Genomic DNA, 21,788 nt, shown 5'->3' with positions numbered 1-21,788 from the left:
TCCATTCATAAAATCTCTTCACTGGACCTTCCACTGGAAACACAATCACTTGGTCCCACAAAAACAATACGCGGTGTCTATCTGTGAAATTACCACTTCCTTGTTTGATATGTGGTTCAAATATTTCTGAATAACGCAGCCGCATCATGGTGAGCCATGCATCTATGTGCTTTCCATCATCCAAACCTTTCCATACAAGATATGGTAACTCAGGGTCATCTTGCTTAATGAGGGAAATGCAAATCCCTTTGTCCATAAACATATCGTCTACACAAACGAGTTCATCTAGATCATCAGAATCGTAAAGTGTGACCAGACAACTTCCAAGCTTTAGGTGCTGAACCTTCCATCTCCCAATATGCATGTACAGTCTCCAAAGCAATATCTCCCGCACGGATGATAATTTTAGATCATCATGCATTCTGGCACCGCTCTTCAATTTCTCCCCAAAGTAATTCTGTGATGTTTTTAAGATCTGCAGCAGCGACAAGATAGCTTTCAGCATCTTCTTGATCTGCTACAGAAATTGCATATTCTTTCGTATCGAACAGGATATCCGAAATATTCACATACAAATGTGTCAACGCATCAATCGATGGATTTCTATTTCTTGCCAGCGTAGAACTGGTCCAGCTTAGTTGCTTTCCTGCGAGCGATGATAGCTCGGACTGGGTTGAGATGATGCTCAATTCGATAAGAGTTTCAGCAAGCCCTCTCAGGTCGATGTTTGGTTTGTGTTTCATCAACGTATTTATCATCGATAGCTTCACGAGCAGTTTTATCACTTAAAAATGAAAGTTTTTTGAGTACGCCACGATATATACAGTCCCGCAGGGCTGACTTGTAAATTAGCTCCTCACACGTGGGATCAGGATGCCGTTTCATTCTTGTTTAGCCGTTTGTCGATTTCGTAAATAAATTTCTCAATTTCTGATTTAGTCTCTTCCTGATATGGACCAGCAATAATTTCCTCCAATTTCCATTTGAGGTTTCTGTATGCCTTTCTGGATGGCTCCGCGTTGGTGTTTAGCAAGACATTTAGGTAGCCCCGACTCATGTCCATATAGTCGGTGCTATAAATGGCACCATTTTTAACAATCCCATTTCCTCTTAAGAACTCAAACACCCTTCTGTGCAATAACTCATTCGTAATTTCGTATAATCTCATCTAATTACTCCAATTATTCAATGTTACATGTTTATTTATCATTAAATAATGACAAACGCTAAATACATATGTCAATTTTAATGAAACATATATTGGAGATATTCATGATATTTAATTGTAGTGCCTTGGCAGGGGCAGGAAAAACATATTCGGCGGCAAGATGGGCAATTACCAAGTCGATCAATGAAGGGATGAAAATTGCATTCATTCAATCCAGCAAACGCCTTATTGACCAAACTTTTGAGGACATCGACGGCGTGATGGGAAAAGATGGTGCCTATGTCCCCGTTCGGCGTTTTTATGGTCGTGACGGTATTGGGATCGGTCAAAGCGTCCGTAAGGAAATAATGAAACATCTCAACGACACACACGATGATGGTGAAATTATTTTAATGACGCATGCTGCATTTTTGGGATTACCATATTGGCACAAACAGCAGTTGTGGACCTTGGTGATCGACGAAATACCTCAAGTCGATAAAATGTGGGACTTCAAACTTTCTCAGACACACTATTTGATAACCGACCATGTTGCGGTTAATGAATTTGACCCCATACATTATCAAGTCTCTCCCCTGTCTGAGAAGGTATTAACCGATTACCGACGCAATCTGCACAATGATGAAATTTATGAAAAGTTCAAAGACCTTTCGGCCTGTTTATTATCACCGCATTGGTCAGTGCATGTGCGGAAAGAGCAGTGGCATCGTCATATTAATGGTGAAACAGAGCATGGCCGCCATACTCTTTCTTTTTTCTCAATGTTGGAACCAACGATTTTTGAAGGTTATAGAGATGTTATTGTGATGGGGGCGATGTTCGAGGATTCACTTATGAATTTGTACTGGAGTAACCAGGGGGTGAAATTTCTTACACACAAGGAAATATCGTCAGGTGTTCGCTATCAACAGCATGACAACGGTGAATTGGTTTCGTTCATATATCTACTTGAAGATGATTGGTCCAAGCGTGTCAGAAACCTAGAATTAGACGGCAAGAGTTTATTCGACTGGTCGGTCGAGGCGATTAAACGAGAGCTACGGGACAAGCCTTTCCTGTGGGTCGCAAATAATGACATTACCGATAATGAGCTATTTGGATCTAATCAGCGTCTACCGGGTGTTCCGAACGGGCTGAATGAATATCAGCATATTGACCATATGGTATTTTTGTCCGCGTTAAACCGCAACCCTGCTCACATCGCCTATCTTGAAGCCAAGGGGCTTGACCCAGAACAAGTGAAATTTGCCACAGGCTGTCAGACCGCATACCAAGCGTTCATGCGTGGCTCGATCCGAGATCCCGGAAATCAAAAAGCAAAGACCTGTATTGTCCCTGATCAACGAACGGCAGAATATCTCGCACGTCATTTCCGTGGTGCGAAGATTGGCCCATTAAGTGGGAATATGAAGGTAACGAAGAAACAGCCAGGGCGAAAGCCAAAGGCTGACGCCCTCACTAATGCCCAAAAACAAGCACGTAAGCGAGCCAACAAAACGAGCGAGATATTAGGTAAATTACTTCATATGAAAGAGCGGCAAAAAAGCGACACCAAAAATACTATAGATATAGGGAATTCAGGGTTTGTTTTTAACCCTACTCAGTTACGTCATTCATGGAATAGCTATGTCGTAAATTTATTTGATTCGATATACTCAGCGGTGCCATCTTTTCGTATGCGGATGACTAATGAAGAAGTCATAGCAGAGATCAAGGCGACGCACAAAACATGTACCGATAAGAAGACCAATAATTTGCTCCTCAGTGCGGCTGATTTTAATCCTGATAAGTCACCGGAGACGAAACGGGGGATGGCAAATATCGAGTATGTGAACGGCATCTGGTTGGATAATGATGGTGGTGATCTAACACCTGATGAATTCCATAGATTTTTTCCCGACCTCCGCATGGTCGCATTTAATACCTACTCAGGAGGCAACAGGTGGCGTGGGTTTATCCCTTGCACCCAAATAATGACCGTAGAGGCACACCAGATCATCATACGGTCATTGGAACGGGTGGTAAATCAGCGAGGTTATTGGTCCGACCGGCAAGCCGACGAAGCTAACAGGCAAGGACGAACCTTGCTCAGACATGGCTTTGACACATCAAAATTTGTTCCTAGCAGTCTGTTCTATCTGCCCGTGCAGGCTAAAGATGGGGATAGTTTTCTCCGTGAGTGGTCGGGTCGTGAGATTGATCCAATTCTGTGGGTCGAGCGATCAATTATCCATGAGAAATCAGAAGAGGCTCAGACATTAGAATTCGAAGACGATGAAACAACCACCAAAGAGGTCAACTCTTTTGATTTAGATACGGTGTTGGGGCAAATCTCTGTGAAAGGGCGACCGATATATCAAGATTGGATCCGGATCACTTGGGCTGCGATCAAAGTCGCTGGTAAAAATGATGGAATTGCAGCAATGGAGAAAAATTTCCCTCAAGAGAAAGGCCGTGAATACCCGGTACTGGCATCTGGGTGGCAGGAACACAAAAGTCCCGGCAAGGATTTCCTTATTAATATGGCGAGTTAACTCCTCAACACCCACTCCGAAAATGGCAGGTATGGACAAGATAAATATGAATAACAAAACTATCGATCTTTCTTTAAAAACAGGTACAGTGCCGTCGATATTGAAACACCATTAGGAGAATAAAATGAATAAATCAGAACTCGTAGCTGCTGTCGCAACAGCAACCAACATTTCAAAATCTGATGCCGCCAATGCGGTTGATGCCGTTTTTGAAGCAATCACCAACACGTTAATTGATGGCGATGTCATTCAGGTAACAGGTTTTGGCAGCTTCAGTGTTACGGATCGTGCCGCCCGTGAGGGGCGTAACCCCGCAACAGGAGAAACCATTCAGATCGCAGCTTCCAAGCAACCAAAATTCAAGGCTGGAAAATCGTTAAAGGATTCGGTTAACCGTTGAAGGGGGTGATATTGCTGAATTTTAATGCATTGCTCGAAGAGGCTGAACTTGACCACAAAAAGGTCAAGATGGCTCGCCATAAAGACAATCGATATAAGGTTATAGGTGACAACCTTATATGTAGTGCCTGCCCGTCTTAACCGGACAAGAATGAATCATTCTTAGTGACTTTTGGTTGTGCTGGGTGTTCTATACTATCCTTTCAGGACACTTCATCGGCTGGGGGGTAATTTGATGGAACACGAACGTCTCAAAGCCTTTTACGAAGACCATAAAGAGGATATGCCCGAGAATGAGAGGTTGCGTATACATCGTGCTTTAAGCTGGTACGGTCGGGCTGAACGTTCAGAGGATGACAAAGATGCCGCCATTCTCTTTTTTTGGATCGCTTTCAATTCTGCATATGGTTTTGAGCAAGATTTTGGTGGAAAGTCGGGTGAAAAGGCTGTTTTCAATGAGTTCTTTGAAAAGATCATTGGCTACGACCGCAGTGACATTATCTACAATGCCATTTGGGATAAATTTTCAGATTCCATCCGAATGTTGATGCGGAATAAGTACATTTTCCAGCCATTTTGGCATTTTCATAATGGCATAGTAGGCTTTGAAAACTGGGAAGAACGTTTCCAAAAAGATATTGCACGTGCAAACCAATATTTGGTCTCAAAGAATGCCAAAAAGATATTGTCACTGTTATTTGACCGACTTTATGTGCTTCGAAATCAGTTAGTTCATGGCGGAGCTACGTGGAATAGTTCTGTGAATCGGCAGCAAATAAATGATGGGCATAAGATACTGTCCTTTATGTTGCCAAAATTCGTCGAAATCATCATTTTGAATCCTAATGAAGATTGGGGAAAGCCAATTTTTCCGGTGGTGAAAGACTGAGTTCAACTGGCTCGGAGAGAGTTTAGGTTTCTCCGCTCCTGCCAGTGTTACTCTAAAAATTGTTTATTATGAGGAACATCAACCCTCAGTCATAAGAATCCCATTCTCATTCCATTTGGCTATTTTTTGAATATCGGGTGTTCTTAAAAAATAAACTGTAAAGATTCCGCAGACTTTAGGATGATATCCAAATATGACCAATTTGGGCATAACAAGATGCAATCATAATCACGCCCTGATTTGCTTTATGGCAATTGTTTAGAATTTTCAGCTTCGATGAAGAGATAGCATGACATCACCATCAAACCATTTCAGCCTTCTACTTGTCCCAGATGCTTCCGCAGGGCGACGTACACGTACGATTATTGCGGAACGAAAATTGGGACTCGGAGTGAAGGTTGTCACTTGGATTGAACTTATTGAAGAGGCACGATTAGCCTACCTGCTGTCTCCGCTTGTAGATAACTGGAATGATTCCGTTAAGCTGGCCATTGAAGAGACAGAAGAGGGATACTGGCGACGGAGTTTCAACGTTGACCCCAGCGGCACAGCAACGGCTGTAGCAGTAGCTTTAGACGAAGCAATCCGGTACGGAACTAGTGAAAATTGGTCTGCACCATTGCTCTCAAAGCGTACCAATTCCACTCTTTCTGATCTATGGCGACTTTGGGAGCATATGGATTTTATGCTCCCACCTGAACTGATGCTCATAGATGAAGTGCGGAGTGGCTCTGAACGAGCAATCTCTAAATTTTCCGTTCACAAAATTGATGGCTGGCCCCGACTGGACCGCTTTCAATCTGAACTTCTAGACCTATTGAGCGAACGAGGGGCAGAACCCAACCAGAATTTACTGGGCATTCTTCAGGAAATTTACTCCCTTCCAACACCATCTGCGACCACTTCCGCACCCCAGAAACTTGCCCACCTTTGCTTCACCGGGAGCAAGGGTGAAATACCAGTTTCTGACGATATCGGCTTTTTGGTAGCTCGTGATCCTTTGCAGGAAGTCGAATGTGCAACGGGCATAATCCAATCTTTAACTGATAAAGGTGTTTTGCCTGAGGAAATAGGTGTCTTACTGCCAGATGCACCCTATTACGCTCAAGCCTTCGCCGATGCTCTAACCGTGATAGGGCAACCAATAGCAGGGCTAACAATTAAAATTCCTTTGCGGGACTTACCCTTGATAAAAATTGGCGAACACAGCCGTCGTTGATGCCATTCATTAACGCAGTAGGTGGTGCGTTGTTTGGTGATGGGTATGCAGAACTTACGGCACAATCCGATCCCGGCTTTCAAGTCCCGCTGGAGGTGCTAGAGCAGCCCAAACCCCCTCAGGGTGGCGTTTTAAGGAAAACTCAGACATCCCGAATGGCCGAACGAATTAAGTCTTTGCTGGATGATCCCCATGATGTAATCAAACAGATCATCACCACAGCGTTCTTCGATTGTAAAATAGACGTAGGGGAGGCGTTGCCGATCAAGCACCTCGACGAGCGATTCTGTAACATCCCAAAGGGCTTCGAACGCATCTGGTCGCCCCATTGAGGTGGCTGTGTGCATAAAATGAATTTCTCGTGTAAAATTTTGCATCATATTTCCTTTTCTTATTATTTTCAGTGAGGAGGTATCTGGGTGACCATGATCTGATTATTTCCGGTGTGATTGCTGACCATTGATGCTCAAGCATCATGGCTTGATTCAATGTCATCGAACAAATCGGTCCCCGGCTGGAAAAACCAAATCGCATTTTTCTCGGAGAAAACTGACAAATTTCACATGTTGGTCCATAGCCACCACCGGGTGAGGTGGACAGGGATAAAACTGTTTTTCCATTTCTTCAAAGATTGATGGATCATCGAGCAACCGACTGTCAGGTCCGCAGACGCTACGCACATGATCACTAAACCGTCGCAGGAACACATCCAGTTCAATTCGAGAGCATTCGAAAACAAGATTTGTATGCCAGCAGGAATCATAAGTGGCTTGTATCTCGCCAAATGCCCATACATGACCATTACCTACTTTCCCATCTTCCCAAGGGTTGTAGATGAGCATCTCCGGGGGGATGAGTGATTTCAAATCAACGTCATCAATCCATCCCATTTCTACGCTTACTAACCATCTTCGTGTTATGTTATTCATCTAGAACGTCATCCTTAAATCGCAGGAAACCCCCATCTTCCAGCGTGTTTTGTAAATTTAAAAAGGGGGGTGAGACGAAGGCAATAGCCCCCCCTCTGGGTGACCAAGTTAATGCAACGGTCCCGTTTTCATCCCGGCACGCAAATTTTTCCATTTCTTCTTTGCACGGTTGATGGCGTTCAGCCGACACTGTGTCCACGTCATCACAAACTGACCCCGACCCTCATACCATCTGCGAGCTTGTCTAATTTCTGCTGCTTCGAATTTCTCGTAAGCAGTTTTTCGGGGCGTGTAATGACGGCTTTTGAACCATTTTCTTTTGCCCGAGTGCGGGTCAGTGAGATAACTCATCTCACGATCTCACCCCAAAAGCATTTTGCTCTTTGATGAGATCAATCATGTGAGCCAGATATCCATCAATAATAATATCTGCATGTTGATCGAGAAAATCTTGGCACCGTTGATCAGACCAATTCGGGCTAACCATTTTTACTTCATCGCGGTTGATTACAATCTGACCGATCTGACTAATAACGGCGGGGGTGGTGTGTTTCATTTTCAAATCCTCTTCTCTGTAATAGGTTATGTCGCCCCCCAGGCTGCTCCCCTCGACGTAACCAACATCTCAGAGTCGATTCTTTTTCGTCATTATTTTTCTTCACCTTAAGTGCGTGAAAACCCAATTATTTTTACTACCCTTTATAATTCAACGATTTAGCTCGCCCTCATTGGGTGATGCAATAAATTGTGCCGTTTACTATTGAGGGAAGTTGGGGATTCGCAGAGGGGCTGAGATTCGTAAAAGCCGCACCCGAGAGGTTATTTGGGATCATCCGTGATCGTAGTGGAGGTCAATATTCATGACATCAACAACTGGATCATGGCCTACGCGGTCTGCATGAATGAGGCCTTTCTTCAAGATTGACCACACATGACGATCACTAAACCGTTTACCACGAGGGGTAAGATGGTTGCGTTCTATCAACCAGTCTGAAATACCTTTATATGTCCAGCCCTGCTCTCGCCGGTCAGTGATCGTCTGAAATAAGAATTGTTGGTACCTACTATAAGGAGGAGACCAAAAAGATGTGCTCGTTGCTTCAGCGTCGTATTCGAGGTGAACTTGGGTCGGCTGCAATTCCAGCCCATCCCCCCGTTGGTCGCCTCGCGACGACGGTTGAATAACGCTTGGGCGTTAAGCTCACCCGATGAGCAGCTTTGTCTACATCCTGGGAAGTCAGGGGGAGGGCGGTCCACGCACGTATGTGGGCTGGACCACCGACTTGGACGCCCGCCTTCAAACCCACAATTCGGGCAAAGGCGCAAAATCCACCCGCGGCCGTGCCTGGGTGTTGCTTTACGCCGAACGCTATAAATTGCGCGGCGAAGCCATGAGCCGCGAATGGCACTTGAAGCGAGACCGCAAGCTGCGCAAGGCGCTCTTGGGGGTGTTGGATCATGAATTGACGGGTTCAGGGGGCAACTGAAAAAAAAGACGCGTCGGATCACCGACGCGTCGAAGTTTGCAAGGGGGGCAAGGTCCTATCAGGGGCCTTGCCGATGAACCTTTGGAAAAAAGCTCAAGAATAAGTTTACGGGTTCCAGCAGGGGGAGGGTCAAGGCTTCTTCCCCTTGTTTTGGTGCGATTTATGGCTGTTTGTTCAGTTGAGCTTGGCGGGCTTGGGCTTGGGGGCTCCAGCGGCTTTTGATGTAGCTGAGCACGGCCCAGATATCTGAGTCCGACAGGTCTGCACCAAAGGCCGGCATGGCGCTTTTGAAGCTTGGCGGGGCAATCCCAGCCCCCCCCAGTTTGGTGTATTTGAACAGCAATTGATCATCGTGATGCCAGGTGTGGCCACTGTCGTCGTGGGGTGGTGCAGGCAAGGTGCCGTCTTCTTTGAGAGAGCGCCATTCGGGCTGGCCTTCAAGATTTTTGCCATGGCATTCGGCACACTTTGCGGCGTAGAGCTTTTCGCCCAGTGCCACGGCCTTGGCATTGTTAGCATCGGCAGAATTCAAGCTGTCACCACAAGCGCTGAGAACGCTTACCATCGCGAAGGTTATGAAAAGTGGACGGACGGTGAATTTCATCGAGGATTCCTTTTCTGCGGCTTATGCGACGCGAATGACGGATGTCATGCCGCCTTGAACGTGGGCCAGCACGTGGCAATGAAACAACCAGTCGCCAAGATTGTCCGCGACCAGGGCGATTTGGGCCGTGCCATGCCCACCCAACAATACGGTGTCGGCCCAAGGTGTGTGCAAAACGGGTTCATCGTCGATGGTGAGAATGCGAAACGAATGGCCGTGCAAATGCATGGGATGGGGAAACATGCTTTCGTTTTTGATGGTCACGATGTGGCTTTTGTTTTTGGCGAAGGTGAGCATGGGGAGCATCGCGGCGGTGTGGGCAGCAACACCGTTCAGCGCCCAGATGCGCATGTCTTTGACCAGTTCGCCAATGGGGCGGTATTCGCCTTTGTAGACGGCCCCTTGCATGCGGCTCATGGCGCCGCCGCTGATGATGATTTCATGATTTTCGGCGGTGTCTAAGTCCGGTTCCGCCAAGCCGTTGGGGGCGAGGCTGGGTACCGGGCCGGGCGGTGACGCGTGCAGGGGGGCACCGGCTTCGTAGATCAGCTCGTTAAACACCGTGGTATCGTTTTCATACACGATGTCGAGAATGCGGTGTGTGGAACCGGCATCTTGGGTGCAATCCAAAATCACATCGGCGCGCTGACCCGGCGCTAACAAGACCATGTCGTATTTTGGGCGGTGGGGGGGGACGGGCTGACCGTCCAGGGCAAGGATGTGAACGTCGTGGTTTTCAAAGTTCAGTCCGAACAAGCGGGCATTGGCGACGTTGATCAAGCGTAGGCGAATGCGTTCGTTTTTACGCACCTTTAAGGGCTCGGACGCACGGCCGTTCAGGGTCACAAAATTTCCGGTACGTCCGCCGTGGCTGATGTCCATACCGCGTGTGAAGTCGTCGCTGATGGTGCCGTCTTGGGTCAAGCGCCAATCGTCCAATACCCACACCAAATCGCGGTCGACCTGGGGCGGATTGTGTTCTTCGACAATCAATGCGCCGTGTAGGCCCCGGCCAATTTGTTCGGAACTGTTGACATGAGGGTGATACCAAAAGGTGCCCGCGTCGGGAACTTTGAAATCGTACAGGAACGTCTCGCCGGGTTGCACCGGGGCTTGGGTGACATCCGGTACGCCGTCCATGGCGTGGGGAATGCGCAAGCCATGCCAGTGCACGGTGGTCGGCTGGTCCAATTCGTTTTGCAGCAACACCTGCAAACGTTCCCCTTGTTTGACCCGCAGCACAGGCACCGGGTGGGTGTCGGCATATGACCAAATCGGCGTCTTGGGCCAGTCTGACGGCAAAATCTGCGCATCCAGATTTTGCGCTTTGAGAACGTGCTTAGGGATGGCCGCAGCTGAGCCAAAACGGGGAGCGATCCCTGATAGCGCAAGCGCACCTGCAAGCGTACTGGCCCCCATCAGCAGCTGACGGCGCGAAAGGCGATTGGGGGCGATTTGTGTGTTCATAGGAAAAAGCCTATACGTTCCAGTGACGGGAAGCTCAAGTGGCTTTGACGTGAATTGTCGAGGAGCAGTTAACACAGCCCTTGCGCCCGGCTATACTGCGCCCAAATCTAGGATTCCATATGAACGCCGCAGCCCGGAGATGCCCCCATGGATTTAAACGACGCCAGCCTTTTTCGCCAGCAAGCCTACATCGGGGGTGCCTGGGTCGATGCGGACAACGCCAAGACCTTTAATGTCACCAACCCTGCCACGGGGGCTCAACTGGGCACGGTGCCGCAAATGGGGAGGGGGGAAACCGCCCGCGCCATCCAAGCGGCGAACGAAGCCTTGCCCGCGTGGCGCGCCAAAACGGCCAAGGAACGCTGTGCGATTTTAAAGCGCTGGTTTGATTTGGTGATGGCCAATCAAAAGGACTTGGCCGCTTTGATGACGGCAGAACAAGGCAAGCCGCTGACGGAGGCCATGGGGGAAATCGTCTACGGGGCTTCGTTCATCGAATGGTTTGCCGAAGAAGGCAAACGCTTGTACGGCGAAACCATTCCCACCAATGCACCGGACCGTCGCATTCAGGTGATCAAACAGCCCATCGGCGTGGTGGCGTCGATCACGCCGTGGAATTTCCCCAACGCCATGATCACGCGCAAATGCGCCCCGGCGCTGGCGGCGGGGTGCACGGTTGTCGCCAAGCCTGCCGAAGACACGCCCTATTCAGCCCTGGCGCTGGCGGAGCTGGCGGAACGGGCGGGCATTCCCAAAGGCGTGTTCAATGTGGTTACGGGCATTGCCCAAGAAATCGGCGCGGAAATCACCTCCAACCCCACCGTGCGAAAAGTGTCGTTCACGGGCTCGACGGCGGTGGGCAAGTTGCTGATGAAGCAATGTGCCGACACGGTGAAAAAGGTCTCGTTAGAACTGGGCGGCAACGCGCCGTTTATCGTTTTTGATGACGCCGATTTGGACGCGGCGATCCTGGGCGTGATGGCGTCCAAATATCGCAACGCCGGACAAACCTGCGTGTGTGCCAACCGCATCTATGTGCAAGACGGCGTTTATGAGGCTTTTGCGGCCAAGATGGCGGTGGCCGTGGGTGCGTTGAAAGTCGGCGACGGCAGCGAAGGTGGCGTCTCCCAAGGTCCGTTGATCAACCAAGCCGCCATCGACAAGGTCGAACGCCTGGTTGCCGACGCGGTGGCGAAGGGGGCCAAGGTGGTCGTCGGCGGCACCCGTCACGAACTGGGCGGCACGTTCTACACCCCCACCATCTTGACCGATGTCACCAGCGACATGGCGTGTTCCAGCGAAGAAATTTTTGGCCCGGTGGCGCCGTTGTATCGGTTCAGCGACGAAGCCGACGTGATCCAAAAAGCCAACGACACGCCCTTTGGCCTGGCGGCGTATTTTTACGCCCGCGATGTGGGACGCGTTTTCCGTGTCGCCGAAGCCCTGGAATACGGCATCGTCGGCATCAACGAAGGCATCATTTCCACCGAAGTCGCGCCCTTTGGCGGGGTCAAGGAATCCGGCCTCGGCCGCGAAGGCGGCAAGTACGGCATCGAAGAATTTGTCGAAGTGAAGTACCTGTGTTTGGGCGGGATTTAACCCTATATATCGCCTCAGCATAACCATTTGAGCCAAGCTTTTAGAGAACGAGAATTTACATGTCTCAATATGATTACAATTTGATCACCATCGGCGCCGGGTCCGGCGGTGTGCGCGCCTCGCGGATGGCGGCGCGTACCGGGGCGCGTGTTGCCATTGTGGAAGAAAGCCGTGTCGGCGGCACCTGTGTGATGCGCGGCTGTGTTCCAAAAAAGCTGCTGGTGTTCGGCTCAAACTTCGCCACCAGTTTTGCCGACGCGCGGGGCTACGGCTGGGACGTGGGCGAGCCGACCTTTGATTGGGGCATATTGATCAATAACAAAAACACCGAGCTCAACCGCTTGGAAGGCATCTATCAACGCATCTTGCGCGAAAACAATGTCACCCTGCTGGACGGGCGCGGCACCGTCACGGGACCACATTCGGTGGAAGTGGCAGGCAAAACCTACACCGCTGAGCGGATTTTGATTTCCACCGGCGGATGGCCGCACTTGCCCGACGTACCGGGGATTGAGCACGCCATCACGTCTAACGAAGCGTTGGACTTGGCGGAGTTTCCCAAGCGCATCGTCATCGTCGGCGGCGGCTACATCGCAGTTGAGTTTGCGGGCCTGTTCAATGCTCTGGGCGCGGACGTCAGCCTCGTCATTCGCGCGGGCAACATTTTGCGCGGCTTTGACGAAGACATTCGCACCACCTTGGCCGATGAAATGGAAAAGCAAGGCATCACCATTCATCGCGAGTGCGTGGTACGTTCCATCGAAAAAGAGGATGACGGCTATTCGGTGCGTTTGCACGGCACCGAAACCATTTCTTCCGACCAAGTTTTTTATGCCACCGGGCGCACCCCCAACACCAAAGGCTTGGGCCTTGAAGAGGTGGGGGTGGAGCTGACTGACAACGGTTCGGTCAAAGTGGATGAGTATTTCCAGACCGCCGTGCCGTCGATTTTTGCCCTTGGTGATGTTATATCGCGTATCGAACTGACGCCGGTCGCCATCAACGAAGGCATGGCGTTTGTCGCCACCCAGTTCCAAGGCCGCCCGACACCGATGAACTACGAAAACGTCCCTGCTGCCGTATTCAGTCAGCCCCCCGTCGGCACCGTGGGTTTGATGGAAGCCCAAGCCCGCGAACGCGGCCCGGTGGACATCTATATGTCGCGCTTTCGCCCCATGAAGCACACCCTGACCGGGCGCGACGCCCACGCCATGATGAAGCTGATTGTCAAACGCGACAGCCAGCGCGTGGTGGGCTGTCACATGGTTGGGGACGATGCGCCGGAAATCATCCAGGGTTTTGCCGTGGCGCTGAAATGCGGGGCGACCAAAGCCCAATTCGACGCCACGGTGGGCATCCATCCGACCGCGGCGGAAGAGTTTGTGACCATGCGCGACAAGCTGCCCGATCACGATCAAGATGCATGAGGCTTATAATTTTAAGGGCAAACGATTATTTTGTGCGTCCTTGTACCGGAAAAAGCCTGGAAAAAGAGCGTGATTCAGCGTATCACGCTGACCCTAAGCCTTAGGATCTCCCCGGTTCATCTAAGGCACACGCTGAGAGATGAACGAACATAAGGAATTTTGCCATGTCCGAACCCTGGACACCTGCGAGCTGGAGAAGCAAAAAAGCCATCCAGATGCCGACTTACCCCGATCAAGCGGTGTTGGACGACGCTGAGGCGCGTATTGCGAAATATCCGCCGTTGGTCTTTGCCGGCGAAGCGCGCAATTTGAAAGCCAAGCTGGCTGAAGTCGCCAAGGGCGAAGCCTTTTTGCTGCAAGGCGGCGACTGCGCCGAAAGCTTTGCCGAATTCCACGCCGACAACATTCGCGACACCTTTCGGGTGCTGTTGCAGATGGCGATTGTGCTGACGTTCGGTGCGGCGTGCCCGGTGGTGAAAGTTGGTCGTATGGCGGGGCAATTCGCCAAACCGCGCTCCGAAGACATGGAAACCATCAATGGCGTGAGCTTGCCGTCTTACCGTGGCGACATGGTCAACGGCATGGAATTCACACCAGAAGCGCGTATTCCCGACCCGCAACGCCTGATCCAGGCCTACAACCAGTCGGCCTCGACGTTGAACTTGTTGCGCGCCTTTGCCCAGGGTGGTTTTGCTGATTTGCATAAGGTGCAGCGCTGGAACTTAAGCTTTGTGGAAGACAGCCCCTTGGGCGAGCGCTATCGCGATATGTCGGTGCGCATTCAAGAAGCCTTGGATTTCATGGCCGCGTGTGGAATGACGTCCAAAACCACCGCACAAATTCGTGAAACCTCGTTCTTCACGTCGCACGAAGCGTTGTTACTGAACTACGAACAATCCATGACCCGGGTCGATTCCTTGACCGGCAATTGGTACGACACATCTGCGCACATGCTATGGATTGGCGAACGCACCCGTCAGTTGGACGGCGCACACATTGAATATCTGAAAGGTGTCGGCAACCCGGTCGGCTGTAAAGTCGGACCGAGCATCGAACCCGATGAACTGATCCGCTTGATTGATGCGCTGAACCCCAAAAATGAAGCTGGGCGTTTGACCCTGATCACACGTATGGGGGCGGAAAAAATCGGCAACGTGTTGCCCGGTTTGATCCGCGCCGTCGAACGCGAAGGCCGCAAAGTGGTGTGGTCGTGCGATCCGATGCATTCCAATACGGTGAAAAGTTCGGTAGGTATTAAAACCCGTCACGTCGATGCGATTTTGGCGGAGGTGAAAGCGTTCTTCCAAGTGCACAAGGCCGAAGGCAGTCATGCTGGCGGGGTGCACTTTGAAATGACCGGACAAGACGTGACCGAATGCGTTGGCGGTGGCCAAGATATTGGGGAATCGAACCTCTCAGAGCGCTATCATACCCATTGCGACCCGCGTCTCAACGCCACCCAGGCCTTGGAATTGGCGTTTTTGTTGGCTGAACAGCTCAAAGAAGAGCGCTTGGCCGATCAAGCCAACGGGTCGGATTAAGAGGATCTAGTCGAACCGTTCCAAGATGACGGCGATGCTGGTGCGATCCGCTTCGGGATGGCGATCTTTGAAATGACGCCACGCCAAGTCATCTGAGACGGCTTTGTGCAGATCGCTCATGAGGCCGTTCAGCAACATGTGCAGGGCTCGGTGCGAGAGCTCCCAATTGGCGTCCGCAGCATGGTCGTGGGTTGGTGGAGCCAGATGTGAATTGACAATCTGGGTGAACCAGGTGCTGCGCCGGGCGGTGTCTTCAAAATGCACGGCGATGGCGTATTGTGCATCCAAAATGATTTCAAGGATCTCGGCGTCTTTGTCCACAAAATCCCAATCTACGGGCAATTTCCCTTTCATGATGCGATCAACGGCAAGATCGCAGCGGTTGTGAAATTTACGAAGATCATCTGGTCCCAGCATCATATTGAGAGCCAAGAAGAACCCGGGCAGCAAACGTCGCGATACGGAGCCATGGGGGATGCCGTCCGCACCGCGGTGTACGAACAGGTGCTCAAAACGCTTCACAATCAGGCGGTCGAAGGCGGGGCGCTTGATTGCGCTCCATTTCAGCTCTTCTTGCTCGCGGGCAGCGTCTTGAAAGGCTTGTTCGAAAACATTCGTCAACTGATCAGCTTTGGCCTGAAATTCAATGTCGAGCTGTTTGATGTGGGCTTGCGACAGATAGCCACCTTGTTTAACGGCTTCTTCTTGCAAACGTTCCGTGAAGGCGGAAACCACCGCCTGGGCCATCGCGCTGGAACGTTTGCGCCGGAGTTGCAGGGCAATCTCTTTGGCCGAAATGCGCGTCATGTATCCAGTGATCCTTCCCTGGTTAATCGGTACGGTAAACCATGATAAGCCATGGGCAAAGCTTACGGGGGAAAGGTACCGACAAGCGGCGCGCAAATCCATCTGAAATTATGTGAGGAACCGAATTAAACTTTAAACTTCAGTGTAATTCTCAGTGTGATCCAACTCGTTGATCAACGCCAGAAGAGCGTGGGCCGCGGGCATGCCATACTTTGTGGCGACTTTTTTGGCCAGCTCGGGGATGGTCATTTGGTGTTTTAAATGGCGAAACAAGTGGCGCAAGATTTCGATCATGCCGTCTTCATCCAATACCCAATCTTGGAATGTGGCGCCTTCAAAATAATACTCTTTTGGGCTGGCCAAATCGGCATTGATGATACGGACCATCCACGTTACGCGTTTCATTGGATCGCTAAAATGCGGTACCAGAGCCATTAACAGGTCATCGACAGCGTCTTGAGCTTGCTCACTTGTGTAGAGGTCTTCCCACAAAAAGAACTGATCACGACGCTTTAATTCTTCCGCAAGGTCGGTGCATATGCGATCGCCATCGGAGAAAAAGTCCCCGCCAACCATTTTTTCCAGGGCTGCAAACAGTCCAGGCAGCATCCGTCGGGAAACAGATCCGCCTTTTTTGTCTGCTTCGGGGGAGGTTGGAAACAAGTCGGCAATACGCGCCGAAATGACTCGTTTGAACGGTTCTCGACGGGTGGCGGGGTCAAAAACTTCTTGCTCGCAACGGGTTAAGCATTGCTGGTACTGAGATCGGATGACGGGGTTGAGGGTGTCTGTGTGGCTGGTCTTATAGGATTTTAAAAAAGTACGGATGTCGTTGACCTGAACCACTTGCTCAGCGTTTTCAATCATCTCAATTAATTTTTCGGTGTAGTCGTCCAAAAAATCCTGTGCAACACCCGAGCAAGGTACTGCTTTGGTTGAACCTGCATCGGGAGGTTTCTGATTATTCATATTGTTTCCTGACTCTTATGCTTCTTCCTCATACGATTCTAAGGAGAACAGCCCACATTTGTTCACAAGAGTGGGTGAATAATAGAACAAATTACGTATACGGGCGACAAAAAAGGTTCAATTTTGCAGAGTTTGCTGCGTTGACAGGGGGTAGGACGGGGCCTACCCTCCGCCCAACCGGATGCCATATTGAATGGATATCTCCACCCTTAAAAAAATATTGAACGAAATTTATGATTGAAAAATTCACCATCGCCCTTGCTCAGGTCAATCCCACGGTGGGCGATATCGCCGCCAATGTTAAATTGGTGCGCCGCATGCGCGCCCAAGCGCAGGAACTGGGGTGCGACTTGCTGATGACCGGTGAGTTGGTGATCTCGGGCTATCCGCCAGAAGATTTGGTGCTGAAAAGCAGCTTTCAAAACACCGTTAAACAGGCCGTTTTGGCGCTGGCGAAGCTGACCACCGACGGTGGGCCGGGATTGTTGATCAGCGCCCCTTGGGTGGATGACGCGCACCTCTACAATGCGGCTTTGTTGCTCGACGGCGGCATGATTAAGGCTGTGGTGCCCAAACATGCCTTGCCCAATTATGGCGTATTTGATGAAAAACGTTTGTTTACGCCCGGTGGAAAACCCGGTGCTGTGACCTTTCGCGGCATCAAGTTGGGCTTGATGACGTGTGAGGATATGTGGGTTCCGGACGTTGCCAACAATTTGATGAAAGATGGCGCGGAAGTTCTTTTGGTGTTGAACGGCTCCCCGTTTGAGATGGACAAACCTCATATTCGCCTTGATCTGGCGCGCGAACGGGTGCGGGAAAATGGTTTGGCGCTGGTTTATGTCAATCAGGTCGGCGGCCAGGATGAGCTGGTGTTTGATGGTTCATCGTTTGTCTTGGATGCGTCGGGTGACGTTAAGATTCAACTGCCTGCGTTTGAAAGCTGTATCGAAGCGGTGACGTTCCGTTGGGACAACGACACCTTGACCCCGGCTGTGGGTTTGAATGTCGGTGCGCTGGACGAAAATGAAGCCATCTACAAGGCCCTGGTTTTGGGGCTCAAGGATTATGTCGGCAAAAACAACTTTCCGGGCGTTATGATCGGCCTGTCGGGTGGTGTCGACAGCGCCATAACTGCCGCCGTGGCGGTTGATGCGTTGGGGCCGGAACGCGTGCATTGCGTGATAATGCCGTCTCCCTATACCTCGCCAGAAAGCCTGGAAGATGCTCAGGATGTCGCCAAGCTGCTGGGCGTGCGGCTCGATACCATTCCCATCCAACCGGCGATGGAGGTGTTCGATGCGTTGCTCAAAGACCAATTTGCCGCCCACGGCACGGATACCACGGAAGAAAATATCCAAGCTCGGTCCCGCGGCATGATCTTGATGGCAATGTCCAACAAGTTTGGCTACATGGTGGTTTCGACCGGCAACAAGTCCGAAATGTCTGTGGGCTACGCAACTTTGTACGGGGACATGTGCGGTGGTTATAACGTCTTGAAAGACGTCTATAAAACCCGTGTTTACCAGCTGTGTGCATGGCGTAATGCAAACCATGCGATCGGCTTGCTGGGGCCGCAAGGCCTGGCGGTGCCGGATCGCATTCTCACCAAGGCCCCCAGTGCGGAGCTGAAACCCAACCAAACAGACCAAGACACCTTGCCGCCTTATGACGCCTTGGATGATATTTTGTACTGCTTGATTGAAAAAGAAATGTCGGTGCAAGACATCGCCCATCGGGGGCATAATGTAAAAATCGTCGAAAAAGTCTGGCGTATGCTGGACCGGGCGGAGTACAAACGCCGTCAGGCACCACCCGGCGTCAAGATTTCCTCGCGGGCTTTTGGCCGCGACCGACGCTACCCGCTCACCAACGGCTATACGGCTTAAATTTCATGACCACATTTCGTTTTGCTCCCAGTCCTACGGGTTATCTCCATGTCGGCAATGCTCGTTTGGCGTTGATCAACTGGCTCGCCGCCAAGCACACGGGCGGACGCTTGATCTTGCGCCTGGACGACACCGATGAAGAGCGTTCAAAGCCCGAATTTGCTGACGCCATTCGCGAAGACTTGACGTGGCTTGGGGTCAGTTGGGACGCGGAAGAAAAGCAATCAGATCGTTTGGCGGCTTATGAAGCTGCCTTTGCGCAATTGCAAAGCGAAGGCAGGGTGTACCCGTGTTATGAAACCCCCGAAGAGCTGGATTTCATGCGCAAGCGCTTGCGCAGCCGGGGCTTGCCGCCGATTTACACGCCGCCCACAGCGGAAAAATTACAAAAATATATCGCCGAAGACCGCCCTGTGCATTGGCGATTTAAGCTGATGCCCGGGGTCATTGAGTTTGACGACTTGGTGCGCGGCCCGGTTCATTTTGAAGCGGATAAGCTGTCCGATCCGGTGGTTCGCCGCCATGATGGAAGCTGGCTGTATATGCTGCCCAGCGCCGTGGATGATCGCGATATGGGCATGAGCCACATTATCCGCGGCGAAGACCATGTCGCCAACACGGCCCTTCAAGTGCAAATGTTTGAAGCCATGAATGCGCCCGTTCCGGCGTTTGCCCATTTGCCGCTGATGACCGATATCGAAGGCGGGGGATTGTCCAAGCGGTTGGGTTCCTTGGCCTTGCGCGATTTGCGCGATGATGGGGTGGAGGCGCTGGCGTTGGCCAGCTACCTGGCGCACTTGGGCACATCCGACGATATCAAAGCGGAAGACAGCCTGGAGAAACTTGTTGGGCTGTTTGATTTCAACCACTTTTCCCGCGCGTCGCCCAAGTTCGATCCGGCCCAGCTGTCGCGGGTTAACGCCCAAGTGCTGCACGGTACCGCCTATGGGGACGTGATGGATCGTCTGCCTTTGGGCGTTGACGAGCCGCTGTGGAACGCCGTCAGGGCCAACCTGGAACGGGTGGCGGACGTGCACATCTGGCAAAAAATCGCCACGGCGGAGATCGATCCCGTTGTTGGTGACGAAGATGCTGATTTTCTCAAACAAGCCGCCGACTTCCTGCCTCAAGAACCGTGGGACGAAACCACCTGGGGAACCTGGACGGCAGCGATCAAAACCGCCACCGGGCGCAAGGGCAAAGATTTGTTCATGCCGCTCCGCCAAGCCTTGACCGGGCTGGACCATGGGCCGGAGCTGAAGGTGTTTTTGCCTCTGATCGGTTTCGCCCGCGCCGAAGCCAGACTCAAGGGTCAAAGAGGGTAAGTTCGTGACCATCCAGCTTTTCAATACGCTCAAACGCACCAAAGAAGACTTCGTTCCCATCGATGCTAAGCGCGTGCGCATGTACGTGTGTGGGCCAACGGTTTACGATTACGCTCACATCGGCAACGCCCGCCCGGTGGTGGTGTTTGACGTCTTGTATCGGTTGCTGCGCGAGATTTATGGTGAAGACCACGTCATCTATGCGCGCAACATTACCGACGTTGATGACAAGATCATCAAGCGCGCCTTAGATAGCGGGGAAAGCATTTCGGACATCACCAAACGTACCGAACAGGCGTTTTTGGATGACATGAGCGCGCTGGGGGCCTTGCGTCCCGATGTCCAGCCGCGCGCCACGGAACACATCGCCAACATGATTACGATGATCGGAAAGCTGGTCGCCGCAGGTCATGCCTATGTGGTCGAGGGGCACGTGCTGTTTGGGGTGTCCAGCTATAAAGATTATGGTCATCTGTCTGGGCGCAACAGAGATGAAATGATTGCCGGTTCGCGCGTTGAAGTGGCGCCGTACAAAAAAGACCCGGCTGATTTTGTGTTGTGGAAACCCAGCACGGATGATCAACCCGGTTGGGAAAGCCCGTGGGGGCGGGGGCGTCCCGGCTGGCACATCGAATGTTCGGCCATGAGCGAAAAACACTTAGGCCCCACCTTCGATATCCACGGCGGCGGCCAAGATTTGATCTTTCCCCACCATGAAAACGAAATTGCGCAGTCTACATGTGCCCATGGCGGTTCTAAATTCGTCAATTATTGGATGCACAACGGGTATTTGATGGCTGAGGGGGAAAAGATGTCCAAATCCTTGGGCAATTTTTACACCGTTCATGATTTGCGCGATGAATTCCCCGGCGAAGCTGTGCGCCTGACCTTGCTCAAAACCCACTACCGCCAACCCCTTGATTTTCGTAAAGACGGCATCCGTGAAGCGAAGAAGGAATTGGATGATTTTTATCTGGCGTTGCGCAATGCCGGCGTGAAGGCCGACGTGCCGGATACCGTCGCCGGGCCCGTGATGGCGGCGTTGGGCGATGATCTCAACACGCCAAAAGCCATTGCCCATTTGTTTGAACTTAAAACCAAGTTGAATGCAGCTACGGACGCGTCCCAAAAGGCGCGCTTGAAAGGGGAGCTATTGTTGGCCGGGGATCTTGTCGGTCTGCTGGGTCAAGACCCCGAAACGTGGCTGCGTGGAGATGACAAGTCCGCAAGCGGGCTATCGGACAGTGACATCGACGCCATGATCGAAAAGCGCAAACAAGCTCGGGCAAATAAAGATTTTGCGACCTCTGACCGGGTTCGCGATGAGCTGGCTGAGCAGGGTATTCTTCTCGAAGACGGCGCGACGGGGACAACCTGGCGGCGGCAATAAATCACCTCACATTTATTTGTTTTGCGAATTTGCTCAGTTTTTTTCATATAAAAACGAAGACATATGCCCCTATAGACGAACAACTTTGGTAGTCTAATTATATTATTCTTTCGTTTGTTTGGATGATTGTGTGTAAAATGGCCTT

22 protein-coding genes are annotated in these 21,788 nt (G+C 51.2%); 12 read left to right on the top strand and 10 right to left on the bottom strand.

The window, feature by feature from the left end; translation table 11 throughout:
* From BEN30_RS07900 to BEN30_RS07890, 3 genes are all read right to left on the bottom strand, one after another.
* On the bottom strand, positions 1 to 364 hold a 364-nt coding region (locus BEN30_RS07900), incomplete at its 3' end, for a hypothetical protein (RefSeq protein WP_139134916.1).
* 49 nt (positions 365 to 413) lie between these two features.
* The gene (locus BEN30_RS07895) at positions 414 to 743 is read right to left on the bottom strand and encodes a hypothetical protein (protein ID WP_139134915.1); all 330 of its coding nucleotides are present in this window, start codon (positions 741 to 743) and stop codon (positions 414 to 416) included.
* A 125-nt stretch (positions 744 to 868) separates the two neighbouring features.
* Entirely contained in the window at positions 869 to 1,168 is a 300-nt protein-coding gene (locus BEN30_RS07890; RefSeq protein ID WP_069957781.1) for a DUF6626 family protein, read from the bottom strand.
* Between the two features lie 80 nt (positions 1,169 to 1,248).
* Here BEN30_RS07890 and BEN30_RS07885 point away from each other — a divergent pair, with 80 nt between their 5' ends.
* The 5 genes from BEN30_RS07885 (at position 1,249) to BEN30_RS18605 (ending at position 6,541) form a co-directional block, all read left to right on the top strand.
* Positions 1,249 to 3,702, top strand: coding sequence for a DEAD/DEAH box helicase (locus tag BEN30_RS07885; protein ID WP_069957780.1), 2,454 nt, complete (start codon positions 1,249 to 1,251; stop codon positions 3,700 to 3,702).
* A 124-nt stretch (positions 3,703 to 3,826) separates the two neighbouring features.
* Positions 3,827 to 4,102, top strand: coding sequence for an HU family DNA-binding protein (locus BEN30_RS07880; protein ID WP_069957779.1), 276 nt, complete (start codon positions 3,827 to 3,829; stop codon positions 4,100 to 4,102).
* A 234-nt stretch (positions 4,103 to 4,336) separates the two neighbouring features.
* The gene (locus BEN30_RS07875; protein ID WP_069957778.1) at positions 4,337 to 4,990 is read left to right on the top strand and encodes a HEPN domain-containing protein; all 654 of its coding nucleotides are present in this window, start codon (positions 4,337 to 4,339) and stop codon (positions 4,988 to 4,990) included.
* Positions 4,991 to 5,279: 289 nt separating this feature from the next.
* The gene (locus tag BEN30_RS07870; protein WP_069957777.1) at positions 5,280 to 6,209 is read left to right on the top strand and encodes a hypothetical protein; all 930 of its coding nucleotides are present in this window, start codon (positions 5,280 to 5,282) and stop codon (positions 6,207 to 6,209) included.
* The gene (locus tag BEN30_RS18605) at positions 6,209 to 6,541 is read left to right on the top strand and encodes a hypothetical protein (RefSeq protein ID WP_069957776.1); all 333 of its coding nucleotides are present in this window, start codon (positions 6,209 to 6,211) and stop codon (positions 6,539 to 6,541) included. Before BEN30_RS07870 ends, BEN30_RS18605 begins: the two co-directional genes overlap by 1 nt.
* A gap of 159 nt (positions 6,542 to 6,700) precedes the next feature.
* Here the strand turns inward: BEN30_RS18605 and BEN30_RS18300 are convergent, their stop codons facing one another.
* The 3 genes from BEN30_RS18300 to BEN30_RS19200 form a co-directional block, all read right to left on the bottom strand.
* Entirely contained in the window at positions 6,701 to 7,138 is a 438-nt protein-coding gene (locus BEN30_RS18300) for a hypothetical protein (RefSeq protein WP_139134913.1), read from the bottom strand.
* A gap of 352 nt (positions 7,139 to 7,490) precedes the next feature.
* Complete coding sequence (locus BEN30_RS07850; RefSeq protein ID WP_069957773.1) at positions 7,491 to 7,694, bottom strand: hypothetical protein; 204 nt, start codon at positions 7,692 to 7,694, stop codon at positions 7,491 to 7,493.
* A gap of 273 nt (positions 7,695 to 7,967) precedes the next feature.
* On the bottom strand, positions 7,968 to 8,276 hold the full coding sequence (locus BEN30_RS19200) for a recombinase family protein (protein ID WP_407655966.1): 309 nt from the start codon (positions 8,274 to 8,276) through the stop codon (positions 7,968 to 7,970).
* Between the two features lie 70 nt (positions 8,277 to 8,346).
* Here BEN30_RS19200 and BEN30_RS07845 point away from each other — a divergent pair, with 70 nt between their 5' ends.
* Positions 8,347 to 8,625: a GIY-YIG nuclease family protein gene (locus BEN30_RS07845; protein WP_069957772.1), complete on the top strand. Its 279-nt coding sequence runs from the start codon at positions 8,347 to 8,349 to the stop codon at positions 8,623 to 8,625.
* 160 nt (positions 8,626 to 8,785) lie between these two features.
* Here BEN30_RS07845 and BEN30_RS07840 read toward each other — a convergent pair whose 3' ends face one another.
* Positions 8,786 to 9,229, bottom strand: coding sequence for a c-type cytochrome (locus BEN30_RS07840; protein WP_069957771.1), 444 nt, complete (start codon positions 9,227 to 9,229; stop codon positions 8,786 to 8,788).
* A gap of 21 nt (positions 9,230 to 9,250) precedes the next feature.
* Positions 9,251 to 10,696, bottom strand: coding sequence for a multicopper oxidase family protein (locus BEN30_RS07835; protein WP_069957770.1), 1,446 nt, complete (start codon positions 10,694 to 10,696; stop codon positions 9,251 to 9,253).
* A 147-nt stretch (positions 10,697 to 10,843) separates the two neighbouring features.
* Here BEN30_RS07835 and gabD point away from each other — a divergent pair, with 147 nt between their 5' ends.
* The 3 genes from gabD (at position 10,844) to BEN30_RS07820 (ending at position 15,263) form a co-directional block, all read left to right on the top strand.
* Positions 10,844 to 12,295 (top strand): NADP-dependent succinate-semialdehyde dehydrogenase, encoded by a 1,452-nt coding sequence (gene gabD / locus BEN30_RS07830; RefSeq protein ID WP_069957769.1) that lies wholly within the window; start codon positions 10,844 to 10,846, stop codon positions 12,293 to 12,295.
* Between the two features lie 59 nt (positions 12,296 to 12,354).
* Positions 12,355 to 13,722, top strand: a complete 1,368-nt coding sequence (gor, locus tag BEN30_RS07825; protein WP_069957768.1) for a glutathione-disulfide reductase — start codon at positions 12,355 to 12,357, stop codon at positions 13,720 to 13,722.
* 164 nt (positions 13,723 to 13,886) lie between these two features.
* Positions 13,887 to 15,263 (top strand): class II 3-deoxy-7-phosphoheptulonate synthase, encoded by a 1,377-nt coding sequence (locus BEN30_RS07820; protein ID WP_069957767.1) that lies wholly within the window; start codon positions 13,887 to 13,889, stop codon positions 15,261 to 15,263.
* Positions 15,264 to 15,269: 6 nt separating this feature from the next.
* On the opposite strand, the gene BEN30_RS07815 is transcribed toward BEN30_RS07820, so the two are convergent.
* Together BEN30_RS07815 and BEN30_RS07810 are read right to left on the bottom strand one after the other, a co-directional pair.
* Entirely contained in the window at positions 15,270 to 16,070 is an 801-nt protein-coding gene (locus BEN30_RS07815) for a hypothetical protein (RefSeq protein WP_069957766.1), read from the bottom strand.
* 132 nt (positions 16,071 to 16,202) lie between these two features.
* The gene (locus tag BEN30_RS07810; RefSeq protein ID WP_139134912.1) at positions 16,203 to 17,039 is read right to left on the bottom strand and encodes a hypothetical protein; all 837 of its coding nucleotides are present in this window, start codon (positions 17,037 to 17,039) and stop codon (positions 16,203 to 16,205) included.
* Positions 17,040 to 17,272: 233 nt separating this feature from the next.
* Here BEN30_RS07810 and BEN30_RS07805 point away from each other — a divergent pair, with 233 nt between their 5' ends.
* The 3 genes from BEN30_RS07805 to cysS are packed head-to-tail and all read left to right on the top strand — an operon-like array spanning position 17,273 to position 21,643.
* A complete protein-coding gene (locus tag BEN30_RS07805) occupies positions 17,273 to 18,928 on the top strand; it encodes an NAD+ synthase (protein WP_069957764.1) in 1,656 nt (551 codons plus the stop codon).
* Positions 18,929 to 18,933: 5 nt separating this feature from the next.
* The gene (gene gltX, locus BEN30_RS07800; RefSeq protein ID WP_069957763.1) at positions 18,934 to 20,253 is read left to right on the top strand and encodes a glutamate--tRNA ligase; all 1,320 of its coding nucleotides are present in this window, start codon (positions 18,934 to 18,936) and stop codon (positions 20,251 to 20,253) included.
* Between the two features lie 4 nt (positions 20,254 to 20,257).
* Entirely contained in the window at positions 20,258 to 21,643 is a 1,386-nt protein-coding gene (cysS, locus tag BEN30_RS07795) for a cysteine--tRNA ligase (RefSeq protein ID WP_069957762.1), read from the top strand.
* The last annotated feature ends 145 nt before the right edge of the window (positions 21,644 to 21,788 follow it).

Origin of the sequence: Magnetovibrio blakemorei (genome assembly GCF_001746755.1) — a bacterium.
In the GTDB taxonomy this organism is placed as follows: Bacteria; Pseudomonadota; Alphaproteobacteria; order Rhodospirillales; family Magnetovibrionaceae; genus Magnetovibrio; species Magnetovibrio blakemorei.
The sequence above is the reverse complement of the archived record's forward strand: the minus strand, read 5'-3'. Positions and strand labels throughout refer to the sequence as shown.

Excerpts from the sequence above, each read along its gene's own strand:
- BEN30_RS07835 (WP_069957770.1), bottom strand. The coding sequence starts at position 10,696 with ATGAACACACAAATCGCCCCCAATCGCCTTTCGCGCCGTCAGCTGCTG.
- gabD (WP_069957769.1), top strand. The coding sequence starts at position 10,844 with ATGGATTTAAACGACGCCAGCCTTTTTCGCCAGCAAGCCTACATCGGG.
- BEN30_RS07805 (WP_069957764.1), top strand. The coding sequence starts at position 17,273 with ATGATTGAAAAATTCACCATCGCCCTTGCTCAGGTCAATCCCACGGTG.
- BEN30_RS07875 (WP_069957778.1), top strand. The coding sequence starts at position 4,337 with ATGGAACACGAACGTCTCAAAGCCTTTTACGAAGACCATAAAGAGGAT.
- BEN30_RS07815 (WP_069957766.1), bottom strand. The coding sequence starts at position 16,070 with ATGACGCGCATTTCGGCCAAAGAGATTGCCCTGCAACTCCGGCGCAAA.
- gor (WP_069957768.1), top strand. The coding sequence starts at position 12,355 with ATGTCTCAATATGATTACAATTTGATCACCATCGGCGCCGGGTCCGGC.
- BEN30_RS07845 (WP_069957772.1), top strand. The coding sequence starts at position 8,347 with ATGAGCAGCTTTGTCTACATCCTGGGAAGTCAGGGGGAGGGCGGTCCA.
- BEN30_RS18300 (WP_139134913.1), bottom strand. The coding sequence starts at position 7,138 with ATGAATAACATAACACGAAGATGGTTAGTAAGCGTAGAAATGGGATGG.
- BEN30_RS18605 (WP_069957776.1), top strand. The coding sequence starts at position 6,209 with ATGCCATTCATTAACGCAGTAGGTGGTGCGTTGTTTGGTGATGGGTAT.
- BEN30_RS07820 (WP_069957767.1), top strand. The coding sequence starts at position 13,887 with ATGTCCGAACCCTGGACACCTGCGAGCTGGAGAAGCAAAAAAGCCATC.
- BEN30_RS07880 (WP_069957779.1), top strand. The coding sequence starts at position 3,827 with ATGAATAAATCAGAACTCGTAGCTGCTGTCGCAACAGCAACCAACATT.
- BEN30_RS07870 (WP_069957777.1), top strand. The coding sequence starts at position 5,280 with ATGACATCACCATCAAACCATTTCAGCCTTCTACTTGTCCCAGATGCT.
- BEN30_RS07890 (WP_069957781.1), bottom strand. The coding sequence starts at position 1,168 with ATGAGATTATACGAAATTACGAATGAGTTATTGCACAGAAGGGTGTTT.
- BEN30_RS07840 (WP_069957771.1), bottom strand. The coding sequence starts at position 9,229 with ATGAAATTCACCGTCCGTCCACTTTTCATAACCTTCGCGATGGTAAGC.
- gltX (WP_069957763.1), top strand. The coding sequence starts at position 18,934 with ATGACCACATTTCGTTTTGCTCCCAGTCCTACGGGTTATCTCCATGTC.
- BEN30_RS07850 (WP_069957773.1), bottom strand. The coding sequence starts at position 7,694 with ATGAAACACACCACCCCCGCCGTTATTAGTCAGATCGGTCAGATTGTA.
- BEN30_RS07895 (WP_139134915.1), bottom strand. The coding sequence starts at position 743 with ATGAAACACAAACCAAACATCGACCTGAGAGGGCTTGCTGAAACTCTT.
- BEN30_RS07885 (WP_069957780.1), top strand. The coding sequence starts at position 1,249 with ATGAAACATATATTGGAGATATTCATGATATTTAATTGTAGTGCCTTG.
- BEN30_RS07810 (WP_139134912.1), bottom strand. The coding sequence starts at position 17,039 with ATGAATAATCAGAAACCTCCCGATGCAGGTTCAACCAAAGCAGTACCT.